The following is a 16,478-nucleotide window of genomic DNA, read 5'->3' as shown; positions in this document are numbered from 1 at the left end:
ATCCGGGGGAACTATTTCAGGCCTGCGGCCACATGTGGAATCGGGGCCTTGCGGAGCCGTCTACGTCTGCCCGTTGACGGGGTCGAAAGCCACCCGGAGAGTGAGATACGGGACTTCTCACCCGGGCGTCCCCTCGCGTACCGATCGGTAGTCATCGGGGGTCACCGCATGCGCCGCATTCGTTGGGGAGAGGTGCTGCTGTCCGGTGTCGCCGCCGTGGGGTGGTCGCTGGTGGTGATGGCGGGGGTCGCCGCGCTGGGGTTGCACCTGCTCGGCGCCGACGCGGCGGGCGGATCCCTGGGGGCGATGACGGCGGCCGTGGTGGTGCTGGCTGTGGGCGGGTCGGTGACGCCGTCCGGGGATCTGACCGTCTTCGGGGTGGGCGGGGCGGGGGCGGAGACCTCGCTGGACGTCATGCCCTTGGGGGTCGGGCTCGCGGGGGCGCTGGTGCTGGGGTGCCTGTTCCTGCGGTCGGTGCCGGCCGGGGCGGGCGGCGGTGAACTCACCGCCCGGGTGGCGGTGGTGGCCGCGCTGTTCACCGGCACGGTGGGCGGGTTGGCCCGGGCCGGGCACGACGTCGTCACCCTCGACGGGGCGCGGCTGCCCGTGCCCGTGCCCCTGCCCCGGCCTCCGGTGAAGGTGGAGATACCGGGGATCGGGGACATCGGCGGGCTGCTCCCGGACCGGGTCGGGGACCTGATCGAGGCGCGGGCTCGGGTGGGCTTCTCGGTGGACCTCGGGCCGACGCTGCTGGGCGCGGGGGTTTGGGTGGCGGCGGTGCTGGCGCTGGCGCTGCTCGCCTCACGGCGCGGTCCGGCGGCGTGGGCCCGGCTGCGGCCGGCGGTCTCGGCGGTGGTGGTGGCGCTGCTGGTGGCGGTGGCCGCCGGGCTGGCCGCGGCGGTGTGGGCGGCACTGGGTGACGACCAGCCTCGGCGGGTGATGGGCGCCGCGCTGCTGGGAGCGCCGAACGGGAGCTGGGTGGGGGTGCTGCTCGGGTTGTTCGTGCCGTTCCGGGGCCGGGCCGAGGGCGGGTTCGGGCGGCTGCTGCCCGATCCGCTGGACGAACTGCTGGGGGCGTCGGCGCGGGAACCGGTGACGGTGGCCCGGCTCGCGGAGTACGACGGGCGGGCCTGGCTGCTGGTGGCGGGTGCGGGGCTGCTGCTGCTCGCCGCTGGCCTGCTGGCGGCCGTACGGACTCCCGGGCGCGGGATCGCGGGCTGCGCGGCGCGGCTGGGAGCGGTGACCGGAGTGACGCTGGCGGGGCTGGTGTGGCTGACGGGGGTGTCGGCCGACGCGTCGCTCGCGGTGCTGGGGGTGGACGCGGTCGACGCCGGGGTGGAGCTGCGGGGGCGGGCGCTGTACGGGCTGCTGCTCGGGGCCGCGTGGGGGGCGGTGGCGGGCGCGGTGGGCGCGGCTGCCCTGGCCGGGCGGGGGCGGGGTCCCGGGCGGCCTGTGGGGCCCGTGCCCCCGCGCGATCCGGGGGGGCGGCCCACCGCCCCGGGAGCCGTACGCGGGCCCGGACGTCTCCTGGGACGTGACGGTCACCGGCATCCCGCCCCGCCCGCCGAGGCCGCCCCGCCGACCACCGTTCACGCCGCCCCCTCCTCCACCGCCGCCTCCGGTGACGTGGGGCGGCTGACCGGGGCGAGGGCCACGCCGCCGGCCGAGGGCGGCGGCGTGGCCACGCCGGGGCCGAGTCGTGCGAGCCGCGCGTCGAGAAGAGGCGGCGGCGCGTTCAAGAGGTGGGACGGGGGTCCTGTCCTGGGGGCGGGGAAGATACGGTGAGGTCACCATGAGCGCTTCGCAGACCTCCGACGTCCCCACCCTCCTCGTCAAGATCTTCGGCAAGGACCGTCCCGGGATCACCGCCGGGCTGTTCGACACCCTCGCCGCCTACTCCGTCGATGTCGTCGACATCGAGCAGGTCGTCACCCGCGGCCGCATCGTCCTGTGCGCCCTCGTCACCCAGCCCGTCGGCGGCACGGAGGGCGAGCTGCGGGCCACCGTCCACAGCTGGGCCGAATCGCTCAAGCTCCAGGCCGAGATCCTTTCCGGTACCGGTGACAACCGGCCACGTGGCAGTGGACGTTCACATGTCACCGTGCTCGGTCACCCGCTCACCGCGGAGTCCACGGCCGCCATAGCGGCCACGATCACCTCGACCGGCGGCAACATCGACCGCATTTTCCGCCTCGCGAAATACCCGGTGACCGCGGTCGAATTCGCCGTCTCCGGCGTCGAGACGGAGCCGCTGCGCACCGCCCTGGCCCTCGCCGCCGCGCACATCGGCGTCGACGTGGCCGTGGTCTCGGCCGGGCTGCACCGCCGGGCCCAGCGGCTGGTCGTCATGGACGTGGACTCCACCCTGATCCAGGACGAGGTCATCGAGCTCTTCGCCGCGCACGCGGGCTGCGAGGCCGAGGTCGCCGAGGTGACCGAGCGGGCCATGCGCGGCGAGCTGGACTTCGAACAGTCGCTGCACGCCCGCGTCGCGCTGCTGGCGGGGCTGGACGCCTCGGTGGTGGACAAGGTCCGCTCCGAGGTCCGGCTGACCCCCGGCGCCCGGACCCTGATCCGCACCCTGAAGCTGCTGGGCTACCAGGTGGGCGTGGTCTCGGGCGGCTTCACCCAGGTGACGGACGACCTGCGGGAACGGCTCGGCCTGGACTTCGCCGCGGCCAACACCCTGGAGATCGTCGACGGCAAGCTGACCGGCAAGGTCACGGGCGAGATCGTGGACCGGGCGGGCAAGGCCCGGCTGCTGCGGCGCTTCGCCGCGGAGGCCGGGGTGCCGCTGTCCCAGACCGTGGCGATCGGCGACGGCGCCAACGACCTCGACATGCTGAACGCGGCCGGCCTCGGCGTGGCCTTCAACGCCAAGCCGGTGGTCCGCGAGGCGGCACACACCGCGGTGAACGTGCCCTTCCTGGACGCGGTGCTGTACCTGCTCGGCATCACGCGCGAGGAAGTGGAAGCCGCCGATCTGACCTGAGGCCGCAACCCGGCAAGCCGGAGCCTGAGTCCGTCCGGTTCGGGCAGCTGCTCGTCGCCCGGGATCCATCCGCCGGACGGTATGCCGCCGCGGAGTTCCACGCCTTCCGCGGGTGCTCGGCAGCAGCAGCGGTGCGCAGTGCGCGCGGTACATCGAATCGCGGCGCTGTCCTGCGCGGGGAGTACGGCGGCGCCCGGGCGATCGCCGGGCTGGGCCCCGAGGAGCGGGAGCGGCTGAGCGGGCGGCTCGCGGAGGGCACCCTGCGGCAGGCGTATGTGTCGCTGCCGGGCAAGGCCGGTTTCGCGGTGGCGACGGAGCCGGGCCGGCGGGCGGCGTACGAGCGGCTCGCCGCGCCCCCCGCAGGACGGCGAGCCGGCGGAGGCCCTGGTGGACCACGAAGGCCGATCACGCGCTGCTCGTGGAGCGGCAGATCGGCGAGCGTCCGGGCAAAGGGGCGCAGCGGGGCAGCAGCGGGGTGGGCCATCTGCGGACCGCGGTGTCCGGTGCTTCTCTCCCGACCGCGCCCCCGGTGGCCGGCGAGGTCACTGTCACGGTCCCGTGCGGACATGCCGACGCCCGGGCCGCGAGATGCGGCCCGGGCGTCTGCGGTGTGTGTTCAGTGTTCCTTCGGCGTCCAGAAGTCCAGCAGCGTCCCGACCCCGTGCTCCACGCTCTTCCAGGAGCCGGTGAAGGAGACGATGGCGAGTGCCGCGGTCGGGAAGCCGGTACGGGTCATCCGTGCCAGCGTGTCGCCCTCGGCCCGGCCGGAGAGGGCGTCGGCGAGGGCGTGCATGCCGGGATTGTGTCCGACGACGATGAGGTCGGACACCTCGTCGGACGTCTCGTTGAGCAGGGCGATGAGCTCGCCCAGCGAGGCGTCGTAGAGCCGCTCCTCGTACGAGGTCTTCGGCCGGTGCGGGAGTTCCTGGACGGCGAGCTTCCAGGTCTCGCGGGTGCGGGCGGCGGTGGAGCAGAGGGCCAGGTCGAAGGCGATGCCGGTCTCGGCCAGCTTCAGGCCGACGGCCGGCGCGTCCTTTCGGCCGCGTTCCGCCAGCGGGCGTTCGTGGTCGGACACCGGGGGCCAGTCGGCCTTGGCGTGCCGGAGGAGTGCGATCCTGCGGGTCGTGTCGGCGCTCATGGCTCCCAGCTTCGCATGAAATGTGCGGTGGGGCGCAGGGTGTTGAAGGGGCCTGCCCCCGGGGTCGGGGCGCACCCCGGCGCGCGGGTCAGCCGACGGCGCGCAGCAGCTGCTGGGTGACCTGGACGAGGCCCGAGGCTTCGCCGGTGGCCGCCTGGGCGTCGCCGGAGCCGGCGAGGAGGAGCAGGAGGAGGCCGAAGGCGAGTGCGGGCAGGGCCAGGGCCCACCAGTGCAGCCGGGCGGTCGTGCCGGTGCCGGCCGCGGCGCGGCGGCGACCGCCGGCCGGGGCGGCGAAGGACGGGGTGTGCGTGGGGGCCGACATGGCCGCCTCCGTGGGTGTGCGGGTGGGACTGGCTCGCTGCTTCGAATCTATGGATTCGCGGCAGCGGCTCCCATCCGGGGCGCACCCCAGTCGACCCTGGACCTGGCCCCCTAGGGGATGGTGGGGCTAGCCCCACCCCCACCGGCGGTCAGGCGGCGTCAAGCGGCGTTCCTGGACGTTTCAGGGCGACGCGAGCGTCGCGATGACGGCGATGATCACGGTCACGGCGAGCATCGCGCCGAGCACGAGGCCGAGCTTCTTGTGGCCGTTCTGGGGGTTCGGTTCGAGTACGGGCGACATGCCGTTCAGTTTCGCATGCCGCATTCGTCCTCGATCGTGCGGTCCCGTCCGGCCAGGACGCCGAGGGCGATCTGCGGGACGAGCAGGCCGGCCATCAGCGCGAGGGGCAGGTCCCAGCCTCCGCTGTGCTGGTAGAGGGTGCCGATGAGGAGCGGTCCGGGGATCGAGATGAGGTAGCCGGTGCTCTGGGCGAAGGCGGAGAGCTTGACGACTCCGGCCGGGGACTTGGCGCGCAGCCCGATCAGGGTGATGACGAGGGGGAAGGCGCAGTTGGAGACGCCGAGCAGCAGGGCCCAGGCCCAGGCTCCGGCGGCGGGGGCGAACCAGAGGCCGGCGTAGCCCGCGAAGCCGAAGAGGCCGAGGGTGGCGGCGATGGCGCCCTGGTTCTTCATCCGGCCGGCGAGGCGGGGGATGACGAAGGCCAGGGGGACGCCCATGACCATGGTGACGGCGAGCAGTGCGCCGGCGGCCGACGGGGAGACCCCGGCGTCGCGGAAGATCTGCGGGAGCCAGCCCATGGTGACGTAGGCGCCGGTGGCCTGGAGGCCGAAGTAGCAGGCGAGGGCCCAGGCGGTGCGGCTGCGGACGACGGACGGGCCGGCGTCCTCGCGTACGGCGGCGGGTGCGGCGGCCTTCTCCCGGCGGCTCGCGGCGGCGACGGGCAGCCAGGGCAGTACGGCCGCCAGGGCGAGGACGGCCCAGATCAGCAGCCCGGTGCGCCAGCTGCCGCCGAGGGCGGTGGTCAGCGGGACGGTCGCGGCGGCGGCGAGGGAGGTGCCGGCGGCCAGGGCCATGGAGTAGAGGCCGGTCATGGTGCCGACGCGGTCGGGGAACCAGCGCTTGACGATGACCGGGAGCAGCACGTTGGTCAGGGCTATGCCGGCCAGGGAGAGGGCGCTGGCGGCGAGGAAGCCTGCGGCGCCGGTCGCGAACGGCCGGATCAGCAGGCCCGCGGCGACGGCTGCCATGCCCGCGCAGACGACGGTGGCCGGCCCGAAGCGGCGGGAGAGCCGGGGCGCGGTGACGCCGAAGACGGCGAAGCAGAGGGCGGGGACGGAGGTGATCAGTCCGGCGACGACGCCGCTCATGTGGAGGCCGGTACGGGTCTCCTCGAAGAGGGCGCCGAGGCTGGTGATGGCGGGCCGCAGGTTGAGGGCGGCCAGCACGATGGCGACGATGAGCACCGGACCGAGCCAGCTGGGGGCGGCGTGGGCCGCGTCCGGTCGGGGCTGCCCGGCGGAGCTTCGTACGGTGGCCGGGGGGCGGTTCTGGGTCTGGACGTCTTCGTCGGGCATTGGACCATCATAGAATCATGGGATGATTGATTGTCCAGTCGCTCCGTCGCGCCTCGAGAGGAAACCATGCCGCTGACCTCGCCCCGGAGATCCGCGCTCGTCGACCAGGTGATCGCCCAGCTGCGGAACCAGATCACTTCCGGCGAGTGGCCGGTCGGATCCCGCATCCCCACCGAGCCGGAGCTGGTGGAGCTGCTGGGCGTCGCCCGCAACACCGTACGGGAGGCCGTCCGGGCCCTCGCGCACAACGGGCTCCTCGACATCCGGCAGGGTTCGGGCACCTACGTGATCGCCACGAGCGAGCTGGCCGGGGTGATGCACCGGCGTTTCGCCGGGGCCGACCCGCGCCACATCGCGGAGCTGCGCTCGACGCTGGAATCCTCGGCGGCGCGGCTGGCCGCGGAGCGGCGGACCGAGCGGGACCTCGTGCAGCTGGACGCGCTGCTGGCGCGGCGCGAGGAGGCCTGGGAGGGCGGGGACGCGGAGCTGTTCGTGGCGGCGGACCTGAGCCTGCACATGGCGGTGGTGACGGCCTCGCACAACGAGGTGCTGGTCGAGCTGTACGCGGACCTCGGCGAACTGGTGGCCGACTGGCTGCGGGCGGACGTCGGCACCGAGCTGCGTCCCGCCGACCACGTGGACCACGCGCGGCTGATCGAGGCGATCCGGCGCGGGGACGCGGACGCGGCCGCTTCGGAGGCGGCGGGCTACCCCTTCGTCTGCCTGGGGAAGCAGTAGCGGAAGCCGGAGCGGCGCTCAGGCCCGCCGGTGGCTCACCCAGGCCGAGCGGACTTCCTTCCAGCAGCGGCCGGTGAGCTGCGTACGGCCGGCCGGGCCCAGGGCGACGGCGGCGCCGTCGCCGTCCAGGTCCCACCAGCGGTCGCACTCCACGTGCAGCCGCAGCAGGTCGGTCTCGGGGTAGCCGTTGTGGCAGTACGCCGTCACCTGTGAGCCCTCGATCCCGACGGCGCAGTCGGCGCCGAACAGTTCCGGCGTGGGGGTCGGCGCGGGCCGTACGGGTGGCTCGGCGGGGATCTCGGCGAGGTCGACGACGGCCGGGGCGCCCGCTTCGGGGCCGGGGGCCGGTTCGTGGCCTCCGGGCTGCGCGGCGGCCGGGGGGATCAGCAGTCCGGTCAGGACCACCGAGGTGACCAGCAGCGATACCGCTCGGCTCGGCCTCGCGCGCACGCTCGTACCTCCTCCCCGTAGCCGTCGGGCAGGTCCCGACGTGGTCAGTTTGCAGGCATCTGTCCTGGTTTTCGACTCGGGAAGATCCGGTCAGCCGCCGAAAATCCGATCGAACGGGGCCCGCAGACGAAAACGGCGGTGGCCGCGCCTCCCCGGGGGAAGACGCGGCCACCGCCGTACGGGGCGGGATGCCGGTCAGGCACCCATCGCGTGCAGACCGCCGTCCACGTGGACGATCTCGCCGGTGGTCTTCGGGAACCAGTCCGACAGCAGGGCCACGATGGCCTTGCCCGTCGGCTCCGGGTCGCTCATGTCCCACTCCATCGGGGAGCGCTGGTTCCAGACGTCCGCCAGGCCGGAGAACCCCGGGATGGACTTCGCGGCCATGGAGCCGAGCGGACCGGCCGAGACCAGGTTGCAGCGGATGTTCTGCTTGCCCAGGTCACGGGCGATGTAGCGGCTGGTGGCCTCCAGCGCGGCCTTGGCCGGGCCCATCCAGTCGTACTGCGGCCAGGCGAACTGCGCGTCGAAGGTGAGGCCGACGACCGCACCTCCCCGGCCCTCGGGGAACAGCGGCAGGCAGGCCATGGTCAGCGACTTCAGCGAGAACGCCGAGACGTGCATCGCGGTCGCGACCGACTCGAACGGCGTCTTCAGGAAGTTGCCGCCGAGGGCGTCCTGCGGGGCGAAGCCGATGGAGTGCAGGACGCCGTCGAGGCCGCCGAGCTCGTCGCGGACGAGGCCCTCCAGGCGGTCGAGGTGCTCCTGGTTGGTGACGTCGAGCTCGATCACCTTCACGGGCTTCGGCAGCTTGCGCGCGATGCGCTCGGTCAGCGTCGGGCGCGGCCACGCGGTGAGGATGACCTCGGCGCCCTGCTCCTGGGCCAGCTTGGCGGCGTGGAAGGCGATGGACGACTCCATCAGCACCCCGGTGATGAGGATGCGCTTGCCGTCGAGAATTCCGCTCATGTGATCAGTGACCCATGCCCAATCCGCCGTCAACGGGAATGACGGCTCCGGTGATGTACGCGGCGTCGTCGGACGCCAGGAAGCTCACGGCCGCCGCGATCTCCTCGGGCTGCGCGTAGCGGCCCAGGGGTACCTGGCCGACGATGCCGGCACGCTGCTCGTCGGTGAGCACCTTCGTCATGTCGGTGTCCACGAAGCCGGGCGCGACCACGTTGAAGGTGATGTTGCGCGAGCCCAGCTCACGGGCGAGCGAGCGGGCGAAGCCCACGAGCGCGGCCTTCGAGGCCGCGTAGTTCGCCTGTCCGGCCGATCCCAGCAGTCCGACGACCGAGGAGATCAGGACCACACGGCCCTTCTTGGCGCGGAGCATGCCGCGGTTGGCGCGCTTGACGACACGGAAGGTGCCGGTGAGGTTGGTGTCGACGACGGACGCGAAGTCCTCCTCCGACATCCGCATCAGCAGCGTGTCCTTGGTGATGCCGGCGTTGGCCACCAGCACCTCGACCGCGCCGTGCTTGTCCTCGATCTCCTTGTAGGCCTGCTCCACCTGATCGGAGTCGGTGATGTCGCAGCGCACCGCCAGGACGCCCAGCGAGGTGAGTGCCTCCGGCGGCTCGCCCGACCGGTACGTGATCGCGACCTTGTCGCCGGCCTGCGCGAACGCTCGGGCGATGGCGAGGCCGATGCCCCGGTTTCCTCCGGTGACGAGAACCGAGCGGCTCAACGGATCACCCTTTCGCTAGCAGTCTTGAATAGCGAAAACCTATAGGCCCCGTCCGGCATCCGGAGAATCGGGCTCCGACAGCGCCTTGCGACGGGCTCTGTCGGATCCCTACAGAAGCCGCGCGGACGCCAGGCGGACGGCGTGCGGACGTCGTTCCGAAGTCATGCCGTTCAAGGCCGCCTGCGGTCCGCCTTCGACAGTTCGCCGCACAGCTCGCGCAGCCTCGTGTCGCTGAGCACGCCCCGGTGCGCGAGGGTGTTCCGGCTGTGGACGAGAAGCCTCAGCAGAGCCGCGTCCTCCGCCGACAGGGCGAGGGATCCCAGGATGTGCGCCGAGAGCAGCCGCCCGACCTCCCACTCCAGGAAGGCCTGCTCCGGATGCTCGGACAGGTAGCCGCGGGACGAGGACCGGAACGCGGGATCGAGGACGAGAGCCTCCACCGGCCGGGTCAGATGCGTCATGGCCCGTACGGCCAGGCCGCTGCGGGCGTCCTCTATCCAGGGCAGGATCACGCGCTGCTGCGCCTGGGAGACCAGCGCGTCGAGCCGCGCCCGGGCCTGGGCCCGCGGTCCGGCGTGCCAGGCCGCCGGATGGACGCGCAGCCGCCCCTCCCACGCGGCGACCGCCCCTGTGGCCCACGCCTCACGCAGCCCCACGTCGGGTCTGCGCCGGGCGCCCGTCTGCGTGAGCCCCGCGGGGCAGTCCTCGGCCCTGGGGCCGGGCACGTCGGCGAGGGCGGTGGTCAGGGCTGCGAGCAGCGTGTGATCGGCTCCGTCCCACACCTCCGCGAGGCGTTGCGCCAGGGTGAGGTCCGGTCCGCTGACCTCCACCACCGTCTCGGCGCGGACCGTCCGTACGACCCGGTCGCGCAGGGCATCGCTCTCGTGGCGCGGGCCACCACGGAACCCGGCCGTGCGTGGGGTGACCACCATGGCGGTGTCCGAGCGTCCCACCGCGCCCCACCACCAGCGCACCGAGGTGTTGGCGACGTCCAGTCCCAGTTCGTCGGGAAGCCCGGCCGGCAGATCCCGCAGCCGGGCCGCGACGAACAGCAACGGACGCTCCCCCGGCGGCAGTCCGGCTTCCTTCACCGCGGCCGTCACCGCGTGGAAGACCCGCTGGATTCCGCTCCCGCGACCGGCCGGGGTGTCGCCCTCGGCCCAGGCGCGGATGCCGACGACGAGCTGCCGGCCGGGTTCGGCGGCGACCAGGCGGGACAGTGCCCGGTCCGGTTCGACCGACAGCTCCTTGCCCATGCGCTCCAGGAGGCTCGCCGCCGGACCGGCGTCCTGGAGGGCATCGCGCGTCTCGTGGCGGGGTCCCGGAGCCGTCGTCGTCGGCCAGCCCAGGTCGAAGCCGTCGTCATAGCCCTCCAGGTACGGCAGGTCGTCGTCGGGCCAGAACGCCGGCAGACCGGCTTCGGGCGGTCCCGCGGCCCGGTACGGGTCGACGACGCCGTCGGCCGCTTCCGGTTGCGCCGGCGCGGGTACGTCGAGCACCCGCGACGAGGCGAAGAGAGCCTCCGCGTAGAGCCGGTCGGCGCGCCCCTCGTCCACCAGACGGTCGGGCAGCAGCCACAGGCAGTTCTGCCCCGACGCGAGGTCCGCCGCGACGTCGTGGAGCTGGCCTCGCACCCCCGGGAGATCGGTGAGCTGCCACCGGCGGGGTTCACGGGCCTCCACCTCACCGCTCCTTGGCAGCCCAGGAGCGGACCGCCCGGTAGGTGACCGGCTCCACCGCGAATCCCCCCTCGACCTCGTCGAGCAGGCCGAGGTGGTCGAGCCGGACCAGCCAGCTGCGCGTCTCCTCCAAGGGCAGTTCCACCGCCGCCTCGACGTCGCCCCTGGGGAGGCCCTGGCCTTCCTCGACGTAGGCGGTCCACGCCGCGAGCAGCTCCAGGTCGCGCGGTGCGAGCCCCGACTGCTTGAGGTGGTGCTCGATGTTGGCCGGCTTCTCGATGGTCATCCTTATCCGTTCGAGGGCGCTGTCGAGCGTCGCACCGTGCTGGGCGACATCGGCGACGGCGACCTCCGTCCAGAGGGGCCAGCCGCCGGTGGCCGCGACCAGCCGGTCGCGGTCCTCCCTGGCCACGAACGGACACTCCGACCAGGCACGCAGTGAGTCCGTCGTCCAGCGGTCCGGGCGCAGCATCCGCAAGGAGAACTCCTCGCCCTCCGGGCCGCCGAGCACCTCCCCCACCCGCGCGGCGTCGGCCAGCACGATGGCGGAGCGGTTCTCCTTGCCGCCGCTGCGCCGTTCGGTGTGGGGCACCAGCTTCTCCCCGGCGGGTCCCGCGTGCTTCACGAGCAGCCGGAGCACGTCGCGGAACTCCTCGGCGGGGACGCCTCGCAGGTCGGCCGTCAGGACGTACGGCTTGCGCTGGTTGCGCAGCGTCTTGCCGAGGTCGCTGCCCTGGACGTGCTTGAGGATGACCACACCGCGCGACTGCGCGAACTTCTCGGCGGCCTCCAGCACCTGCTTGGGCCGGTGCAGCTCCGTGACGCCGACCACGCTGACCCCGGGCTGGGCCGCCTCGTGCAGCTGCCCTTCGGTCAGGGGGCTGTAGCGCTGGATCTGCTGTGGGTCCCGGCCGAGGATGCGTCGGGCCGACCGGGGGTTGTAGTCGTAGGGCAGGGTGAACTCGGTCTCCTGAAGCTCCAGTTCCAGTTCCTCGTGGGTGCCCAGCATGTTGACGACATTGGGGCTCCTGACGGCGAACCGGGAGTGGTCGCCGAGCTGGTAGAGCAGTCCGAGGCCCACCATCTCCGTCAGGAAGATCTGCACCTGCTTCACGCTGAGCGGTTCGAAACCCGCCGGCCATGCCTCGCGCGCCAGTTGGAGCAGCTCCCGGGGCGTGTAGTCGCCGCGGTAGCCGTCCTCCAGGCTGCGCAGGGCGATCACCAGGGCGAGGACCCGGTAGCGGTCCTCGAGGTTGATCGTGAAGCGCAGCCGCTCGGCGATGCGCCTGCGGACCGTCTCGGACGCCGCCACCTGCTGGACGTCGGCTTCGGTGATCCGCACCGGTCCGTCCGCGAAGTCGTACGGACGGGCGTGCAGGGTCTCCACCAGTTCCCGGCAGAAGATCTGCACGAGGTTGGCCTGGTAGTTGGTGATGGCGAGGATCCGCCAGACCAGTTCGGGCCGCTCGAAGGTATAGCCGAGAGCCGCGGTCGGCTCGGTGACGAGGCGGATGGCGGCCCCTTGCATGAGTGGTCCCACCAGCACGTCCGGTCCACCGTGCGCGGTCGACACGTTGGACAGGTGACCGAAGCGCTGCACCTGGTGCAGGCCGGCGAAGACGATCTTGAATCGGCGTTCGGTCTGTTCCATGAGCTGCTGAAACTGCATGACGTTGGGGAAGGTCGACTCGCTGCCCAGCTTGTACGCCCGACGCGAGTCCGTGTTCAGGAACGAGTCGGCCTCGTCGGCCAGGACCAGCAGCCGCCGGCTCTCGTCCGCGTCCAGCCAGGCGCGGATGCGCTTGACGACGATGTCCGGACCCGCGCGGTCGGACATCGTCTTGTCGAAGACGTTCTCGCGCTTGAGGGCCTCGACCAGCCTGCTCCAGATCTGCTCCGGTGCCTCCGCGTGTCCGATCTCGGCCTTGAGCAGGTCGAGGTAGACCGCGACGTTCTCGTCCGGCCTGCTGGGAAAGATCTCCGCGACGCGACGCAGGAGCGCCGACTTGCCCAGCTGTCGGCCGCCGTAGAGGAACATCCCGCTGTCCCGGCCCATCACCTCCCCCATCTCCTTGTCCCGCCCGTAGAAGACCTCCTGCGGGACGAGACCGGCGACGAAGGGGGTGTACGGGTTGTACGCGGCCCAGGGCAGGGTGACCCGCTGGAGCGAGCGGAAGGAGCCGGGCGCGCGGACGGCCATCCATCCCAGCACCGCCGGGTCGACGACCAGTGCCTGCTGGGCGTTCTTGCGCGCCGCGACCGCCAGCCCGCGGCGGCCCTCCACCCCCAGCGGATGCAGGTAGAGGATGATGTTGGCGCCGACGTCGGCGTCCTCGAGGTGCGCCAGCGGTCCGTCCGCGGGCTGCTCCTCCCAGATCAGCATGATCGTGTACGACGTCGCGCGAGAGCCGAGAGCCGCCACGTAGCCGGGCCGTTCCGCGACCCGTGCCTTGGCGCGGAACCGGCGCATGCCGTGGCCGCGCATGAGGCGCTCCGAGTTCAGCTGGCTGCTGGTCATCTCCAGGCCGAGCAGCCGCAGGACCTGCAGGATGTGCTGCTGCCAGTGACTGGTACGGCCCGGCTGGGTGCACAGGGCCTTCCAGGACTCCAGGCCCGCCTTGGCCGCCTGGGTCAAGGACGCGTCGCCACCGGCGCTGAACCGGTCGGCCCACCATGTGGCGTCCACACCGTCGCCACCGGCCTTCGGCGCTCCCGGGCCGGTGAGACCCGCCACGAAGTCCACGAGTTCCGACCCGTCGTCCTCCGGACGCTCCGGCAGGGCCTGCCGACTGGTCGCGAGCGCGAGGAACTCCTGCGCCGTGACGGTGTCGCCCTCTTCGATGAGCCGGGCGATCCGCTGGTGGTCCTCGGAGGTGAGCCGGAGGTCCGGATCCGTCCGGAGCCTTTCGAGGTCCTCCCGGAGCCGGTTGGTGGACTCGTGCACCAGGGCCTTGAGTTCGGTTTCCAGGGCCTCCAGGGATTCGAGGGCGAGGCGGTAGCGTCCCGATTCCTCGCCGTCGGCGAATTCCTGGAGCCGGCCGGTGAAGTCCCGCTCGATGTCGGGCGCGAGGTTGAGGTTGAGGGTACGGATCTGCGCCAGCAGGCCGGCGGCGGCGCGGTGCTTGTCGGCAAGCCTCTTGCGCCAGTCCTCGTACGACTGGGCGCAGCGGCGGGCCGCGCCCTCGACCCACTCGGCATAGGGGGAGCCGTAGGCCGTCGGGTCCTTCTCGATCGCTGTGACGAGGGCCTTTGCCAGGTGGAGGTCGCCCACCTCGACGTACCGCGCCAATGCGGTCTCAGGGTCTGCGGGCGCGAGGAGCGCGGCCATCAGACGTGCGGTCCGGGGGTTGTCGAGCGCGGGGCTGCCCGCGCTGTCGCGCGACAGGTCCGGCAGTGCGAGCAGGCAGTCGTCGGGCGGCAGGATCCCGCCGTCGGCCCGTAGCCGCTCGGCCCCGCCCTCGCGGTTCTGCACGTCGCCGGACAGCCACGCGCGCAGCACTCCGAGGGCGGCGCCGCCGACGCCGGGCAGGGGCCGTTCACCGTGCAGGTCCCGCAGGGCGGCGGACAGACCCGTCACCCCCGGCTCGCTTCCGAGGGCGGGGCGGGTGGCCGTACTCGCCGCCGCCGCTTTCATGACGAGTTCGCCGACGGACTTGCAGATGCCGAGCAGCTGGCGGAACGCACCGGCGGTGATCGGCTCCTTGGCCTGCTTCGGCGTACGGAACTGCGCGTCGGTCTCCTCGATGAGACTGCGCACCGCCCCTTCCCGCAGGAGCCGGTCTCCCATCTCGCGGAAGGCGGTGCTCTCACCGCCCTGCTCCGCCCACTGGATGACGCTGTTCAGCGCCTCGTGCAGCCGACCGGAGGGACCGAGAAGGTACTTCAGGACCTGGGAGGCCCGCTGGTACTGGGTCTTGCGGTGCGGCAGGTCGTCGAGGAGGCGCCGGGCGGTCGTGCCGATCTCCTCCCGGCTGCTGAGCTCCTGCTGGCTCGCGTCGGCCTGAAGGGTGCCGGGAACGAACGTACGGCCGTTGCGGACGGCGGCGACCGTGACGTTGAGGAGTTCCTGCCAAGGGGCAGTGAGCCCGGACGGCATGCTGAATCCGCTGACCAGGGGGTGCGCCCAGCGGGCGGTGAGGCCCGTCCGCAAGGCCGCCGCCAAGGCCACGAGGTACGCCTCGCGGTCGTGCGCGACGAGGTCGGCGTCGAAGTCGTGGGCGATCTGCACCGGGGTGGCGTCCGCGACCGAGACGCACGCGTACGCGGCATCGGTGAAGGCGAGGGCCCGCGACCGCACGGCGGGCTCGTCGGACGCGGCCGTCATCCAGTAGGCCTCGGCCATGCGTCCGTCGCGTACGAGCCGTGCCACCGGCGGGGGCTCGCCCGTCTCCCAGGGGGTTCGCGGGTCCCAGTCGGGTGCGCTGACGCCCTCCGGCCACGCCTCGTCGGCCGACCCGGCCCTCTCGGCCGGCTCGACCGCAGGGTCGAGCGTCTGCGCCGCAGCGGCCGGAAGGCTGTGCTCCGGTTCACCGGGGAGGTGGTTCCGCGTCGCCGTGCCGGACTGGACGGGGACCGGGCGGCGCTGCTCGGCGAGGGGGTCGGCCGGAGTCGTCCCGCCACGCCTCGGTTCGGGCACAGCCGGCGGTTCCTCGGTCGTGGGGGCGTCGACCTGCGGCGCCTCCGCGCGCCCGCCACCCATGCCGGACCCGGGCTCGGCCTCGACCGGCGGGCGCTGCGCCGGCGCCTGCGCCTCGTCAGCACCGTCCGTCCCGCCCGCGCGGCTGCCGACGCCCTCCTCGTCCTCCCGATCCTCCTCGGCAGGGCCCGCTTCTGCGGCGTTCCCCCGCGCCGGGACGGCTTCACGGACGTGCCCCGCCTTTTCCAGACCCGCGATCTCGGCCTGGACGCCCTGGAGCAGGCCGTCCAGGCTGGTCGCCTCGTCCTCGCCCTCGGCCAGGTCCAACAGCTCGATGTACGACTGCGCCTTGCGCCGCAGCGTCCTCAGCCGCTCGGCCCGGCTGTCGGCCAGGCGCTTCAACTCGGCTTCGATCTCCGTGTACCCCTGGTCCGGGGTCCACTCGCAGCCCTGTGCGACAAGTCGCCCGACCAGTTCCGCACGTTCGTCGCACCATGCGCTCAAGCCGACGGCCACGTCCTCGGGTGACCGGGGAAGGCGTCCCGCTTCCGCCTCGTCCGCGGCGGCGCGCAGGGCGAGCGCCAGACGCTCACCCAGCGCCTTGAGTCGCGCGAGGGCATCGGCTTGCGTGAACGCGCCGTCGGGCGGGGTCACCATCGGCGGGTCCTCATTCTCTTCAGTCACGTCCACATCGACTTCGGCCTCGAAGGTGCGACCGATTTCGTTGGCCCCGCGCGGCGGTTGCCGGTCCGCGGCGGCACGCAGTTCCTTTTCGTGCTGTCCGGCCAGGGCAGCGACCGGCAGGTGCTCGGCCTCCCGCGTGAGCATGCCGTACAGGGCGCAGCGGGCCAGGGGAGAAGGCAGCACCTCGAACATGGCGGTCAACTGCGTCGGCGTGGGGTCGTCCAGCACTTCCTTCGGGAAGCCGTACTCCCGCTCCAGCAGCCGCATCGCCCAGCCGAGACCGCAGAAGGCCATGCGGGCGAGCTGTGCGTGCTGCGCCTTGGTCAGCCAGACCCGGGTGGCCTTGACCTCGCGCCTGGCCGGGGACTGCGCCTCGGGCGCGGTCCGGTGTACGCAGGCTCTTCCGCGCAGGCAGTGATGGCGTGTCAGCAGCAGGCGGATCTCGGATTCCGTCAACGCCATTGCCCAAGACCGCAGTTCGCCACCCCCCATGTACATGGGGGCGATCATCTCACCTTCCCCCCACAAAGGTCCCTGTTTCATTCCGGTTC

At 72.6% G+C, this 16,478-nt stretch carries 12 protein-coding genes; 3 read left to right on the top strand and 9 right to left on the bottom strand.

Annotated features, from left to right (window positions below):
• Positions 1-168: 168 nt before the first annotated feature.
• Both ACWDYJ_RS02375 and serB read left to right on the top strand, forming a co-directional pair.
• Positions 169-1,785, top strand: coding sequence for a streptophobe family protein (locus tag ACWDYJ_RS02375; protein WP_451563560.1), 1,617 nt, complete (start codon positions 169-171; stop codon positions 1,783-1,785).
• 7 nt (positions 1,786-1,792) lie between these two features.
• On the top strand, positions 1,793-2,992 hold the full coding sequence (serB, locus tag ACWDYJ_RS02370; protein WP_451563559.1) for a phosphoserine phosphatase SerB: 1,200 nt from the start codon (positions 1,793-1,795) through the stop codon (positions 2,990-2,992).
• A gap of 616 nt (positions 2,993-3,608) precedes the next feature.
• Here the strand turns inward: serB and ACWDYJ_RS02365 are convergent.
• The 4 genes from ACWDYJ_RS02365 to ACWDYJ_RS02350 form a co-directional block, all read right to left on the bottom strand.
• On the bottom strand, positions 3,609-4,130 hold the full coding sequence (locus tag ACWDYJ_RS02365) for a SixA phosphatase family protein (protein WP_451563558.1): 522 nt from the start codon (positions 4,128-4,130) through the stop codon (positions 3,609-3,611).
• A gap of 88 nt (positions 4,131-4,218) precedes the next feature.
• Positions 4,219-4,452, bottom strand: a complete 234-nt coding sequence (locus ACWDYJ_RS02360) for a hypothetical protein (protein WP_451563557.1) — start codon at positions 4,450-4,452, stop codon at positions 4,219-4,221.
• A gap of 180 nt (positions 4,453-4,632) precedes the next feature.
• The gene (locus ACWDYJ_RS02355; protein WP_451563556.1) at positions 4,633-4,752 is read right to left on the bottom strand and encodes an SGM_5486 family transporter-associated protein; all 120 of its coding nucleotides are present in this window, start codon (positions 4,750-4,752) and stop codon (positions 4,633-4,635) included.
• 5 nt (positions 4,753-4,757) lie between these two features.
• Complete coding sequence (locus ACWDYJ_RS02350) at positions 4,758-6,047, bottom strand: CynX/NimT family MFS transporter (RefSeq protein WP_451563555.1); 1,290 nt, start codon at positions 6,045-6,047, stop codon at positions 4,758-4,760.
• Between the two features lie 66 nt (positions 6,048-6,113).
• Here ACWDYJ_RS02350 and ACWDYJ_RS02345 point away from each other — a divergent pair, with 66 nt between their 5' ends.
• Entirely contained in the window at positions 6,114-6,785 is a 672-nt protein-coding gene (locus ACWDYJ_RS02345; protein WP_451563554.1) for a FadR/GntR family transcriptional regulator, read from the top strand.
• A gap of 18 nt (positions 6,786-6,803) precedes the next feature.
• On the opposite strand, the gene ACWDYJ_RS02340 is transcribed toward ACWDYJ_RS02345, so the two are convergent.
• The 5 genes from ACWDYJ_RS02340 to ACWDYJ_RS02320 all read right to left on the bottom strand — a co-directional run bounded on the left by ACWDYJ_RS02340 (position 6,804) and on the right by ACWDYJ_RS02320 (position 16,389).
• Positions 6,804-7,235 carry a hypothetical protein gene (locus tag ACWDYJ_RS02340; protein WP_451563553.1) on the bottom strand — a complete coding sequence of 144 codons (432 nt, stop codon included), beginning with the start codon at positions 7,233-7,235 and terminating at the stop codon, positions 6,804-6,806.
• Positions 7,236-7,430: 195 nt separating this feature from the next.
• Complete coding sequence (fabI, locus tag ACWDYJ_RS02335; protein WP_451563552.1) at positions 7,431-8,204, bottom strand: enoyl-ACP reductase FabI; 774 nt, start codon at positions 8,202-8,204, stop codon at positions 7,431-7,433.
• A 4-nt stretch (positions 8,205-8,208) separates the two neighbouring features.
• Positions 8,209-8,928, bottom strand: coding sequence for a 3-oxoacyl-[acyl-carrier-protein] reductase (fabG, locus tag ACWDYJ_RS02330; protein ID WP_451563551.1), 720 nt, complete (start codon positions 8,926-8,928; stop codon positions 8,209-8,211).
• A gap of 170 nt (positions 8,929-9,098) precedes the next feature.
• Positions 9,099-10,610 carry a hypothetical protein gene (locus ACWDYJ_RS02325; RefSeq protein WP_451563550.1) on the bottom strand — a complete coding sequence of 504 codons (1,512 nt, stop codon included), beginning with the start codon at positions 10,608-10,610 and terminating at the stop codon, positions 9,099-9,101.
• 1 nt (position 10,611) lies between these two features.
• Positions 10,612-16,389, bottom strand: a complete 5,778-nt coding sequence (locus tag ACWDYJ_RS02320; RefSeq protein ID WP_451563549.1) for a hypothetical protein — start codon at positions 16,387-16,389, stop codon at positions 10,612-10,614.
• Positions 16,390-16,478 lie beyond the last annotated feature (89 nt).

Source organism: Streptomyces sp. NPDC003042, assembly GCF_053591315.1.
This window is presented reverse-complemented; position numbering and strand designations above follow the sequence as displayed.

Coding starts and splice junctions, on each gene's coding strand:
- ACWDYJ_RS02375 (WP_451563560.1), top strand. CDS start 169: ATGCGCCGCATTCGTTGGGGAGAGGTGCTGCTGTCCGGTGTCGCCGCC.
- ACWDYJ_RS02320 (WP_451563549.1), bottom strand. CDS start 16,389: ATGGCGTTGACGGAATCCGAGATCCGCCTGCTGCTGACACGCCATCAC.
- ACWDYJ_RS02360 (WP_451563557.1), bottom strand. CDS start 4,452: ATGTCGGCCCCCACGCACACCCCGTCCTTCGCCGCCCCGGCCGGCGGT.
- serB (WP_451563559.1), top strand. CDS start 1,793: ATGAGCGCTTCGCAGACCTCCGACGTCCCCACCCTCCTCGTCAAGATC.
- ACWDYJ_RS02345 (WP_451563554.1), top strand. CDS start 6,114: ATGCCGCTGACCTCGCCCCGGAGATCCGCGCTCGTCGACCAGGTGATC.
- ACWDYJ_RS02350 (WP_451563555.1), bottom strand. CDS start 6,047: ATGCCCGACGAAGACGTCCAGACCCAGAACCGCCCCCCGGCCACCGTA.
- fabI (WP_451563552.1), bottom strand. CDS start 8,204: ATGAGCGGAATTCTCGACGGCAAGCGCATCCTCATCACCGGGGTGCTG.
- ACWDYJ_RS02365 (WP_451563558.1), bottom strand. CDS start 4,130: ATGAGCGCCGACACGACCCGCAGGATCGCACTCCTCCGGCACGCCAAG.
- ACWDYJ_RS02355 (WP_451563556.1), bottom strand. CDS start 4,752: ATGTCGCCCGTACTCGAACCGAACCCCCAGAACGGCCACAAGAAGCTC.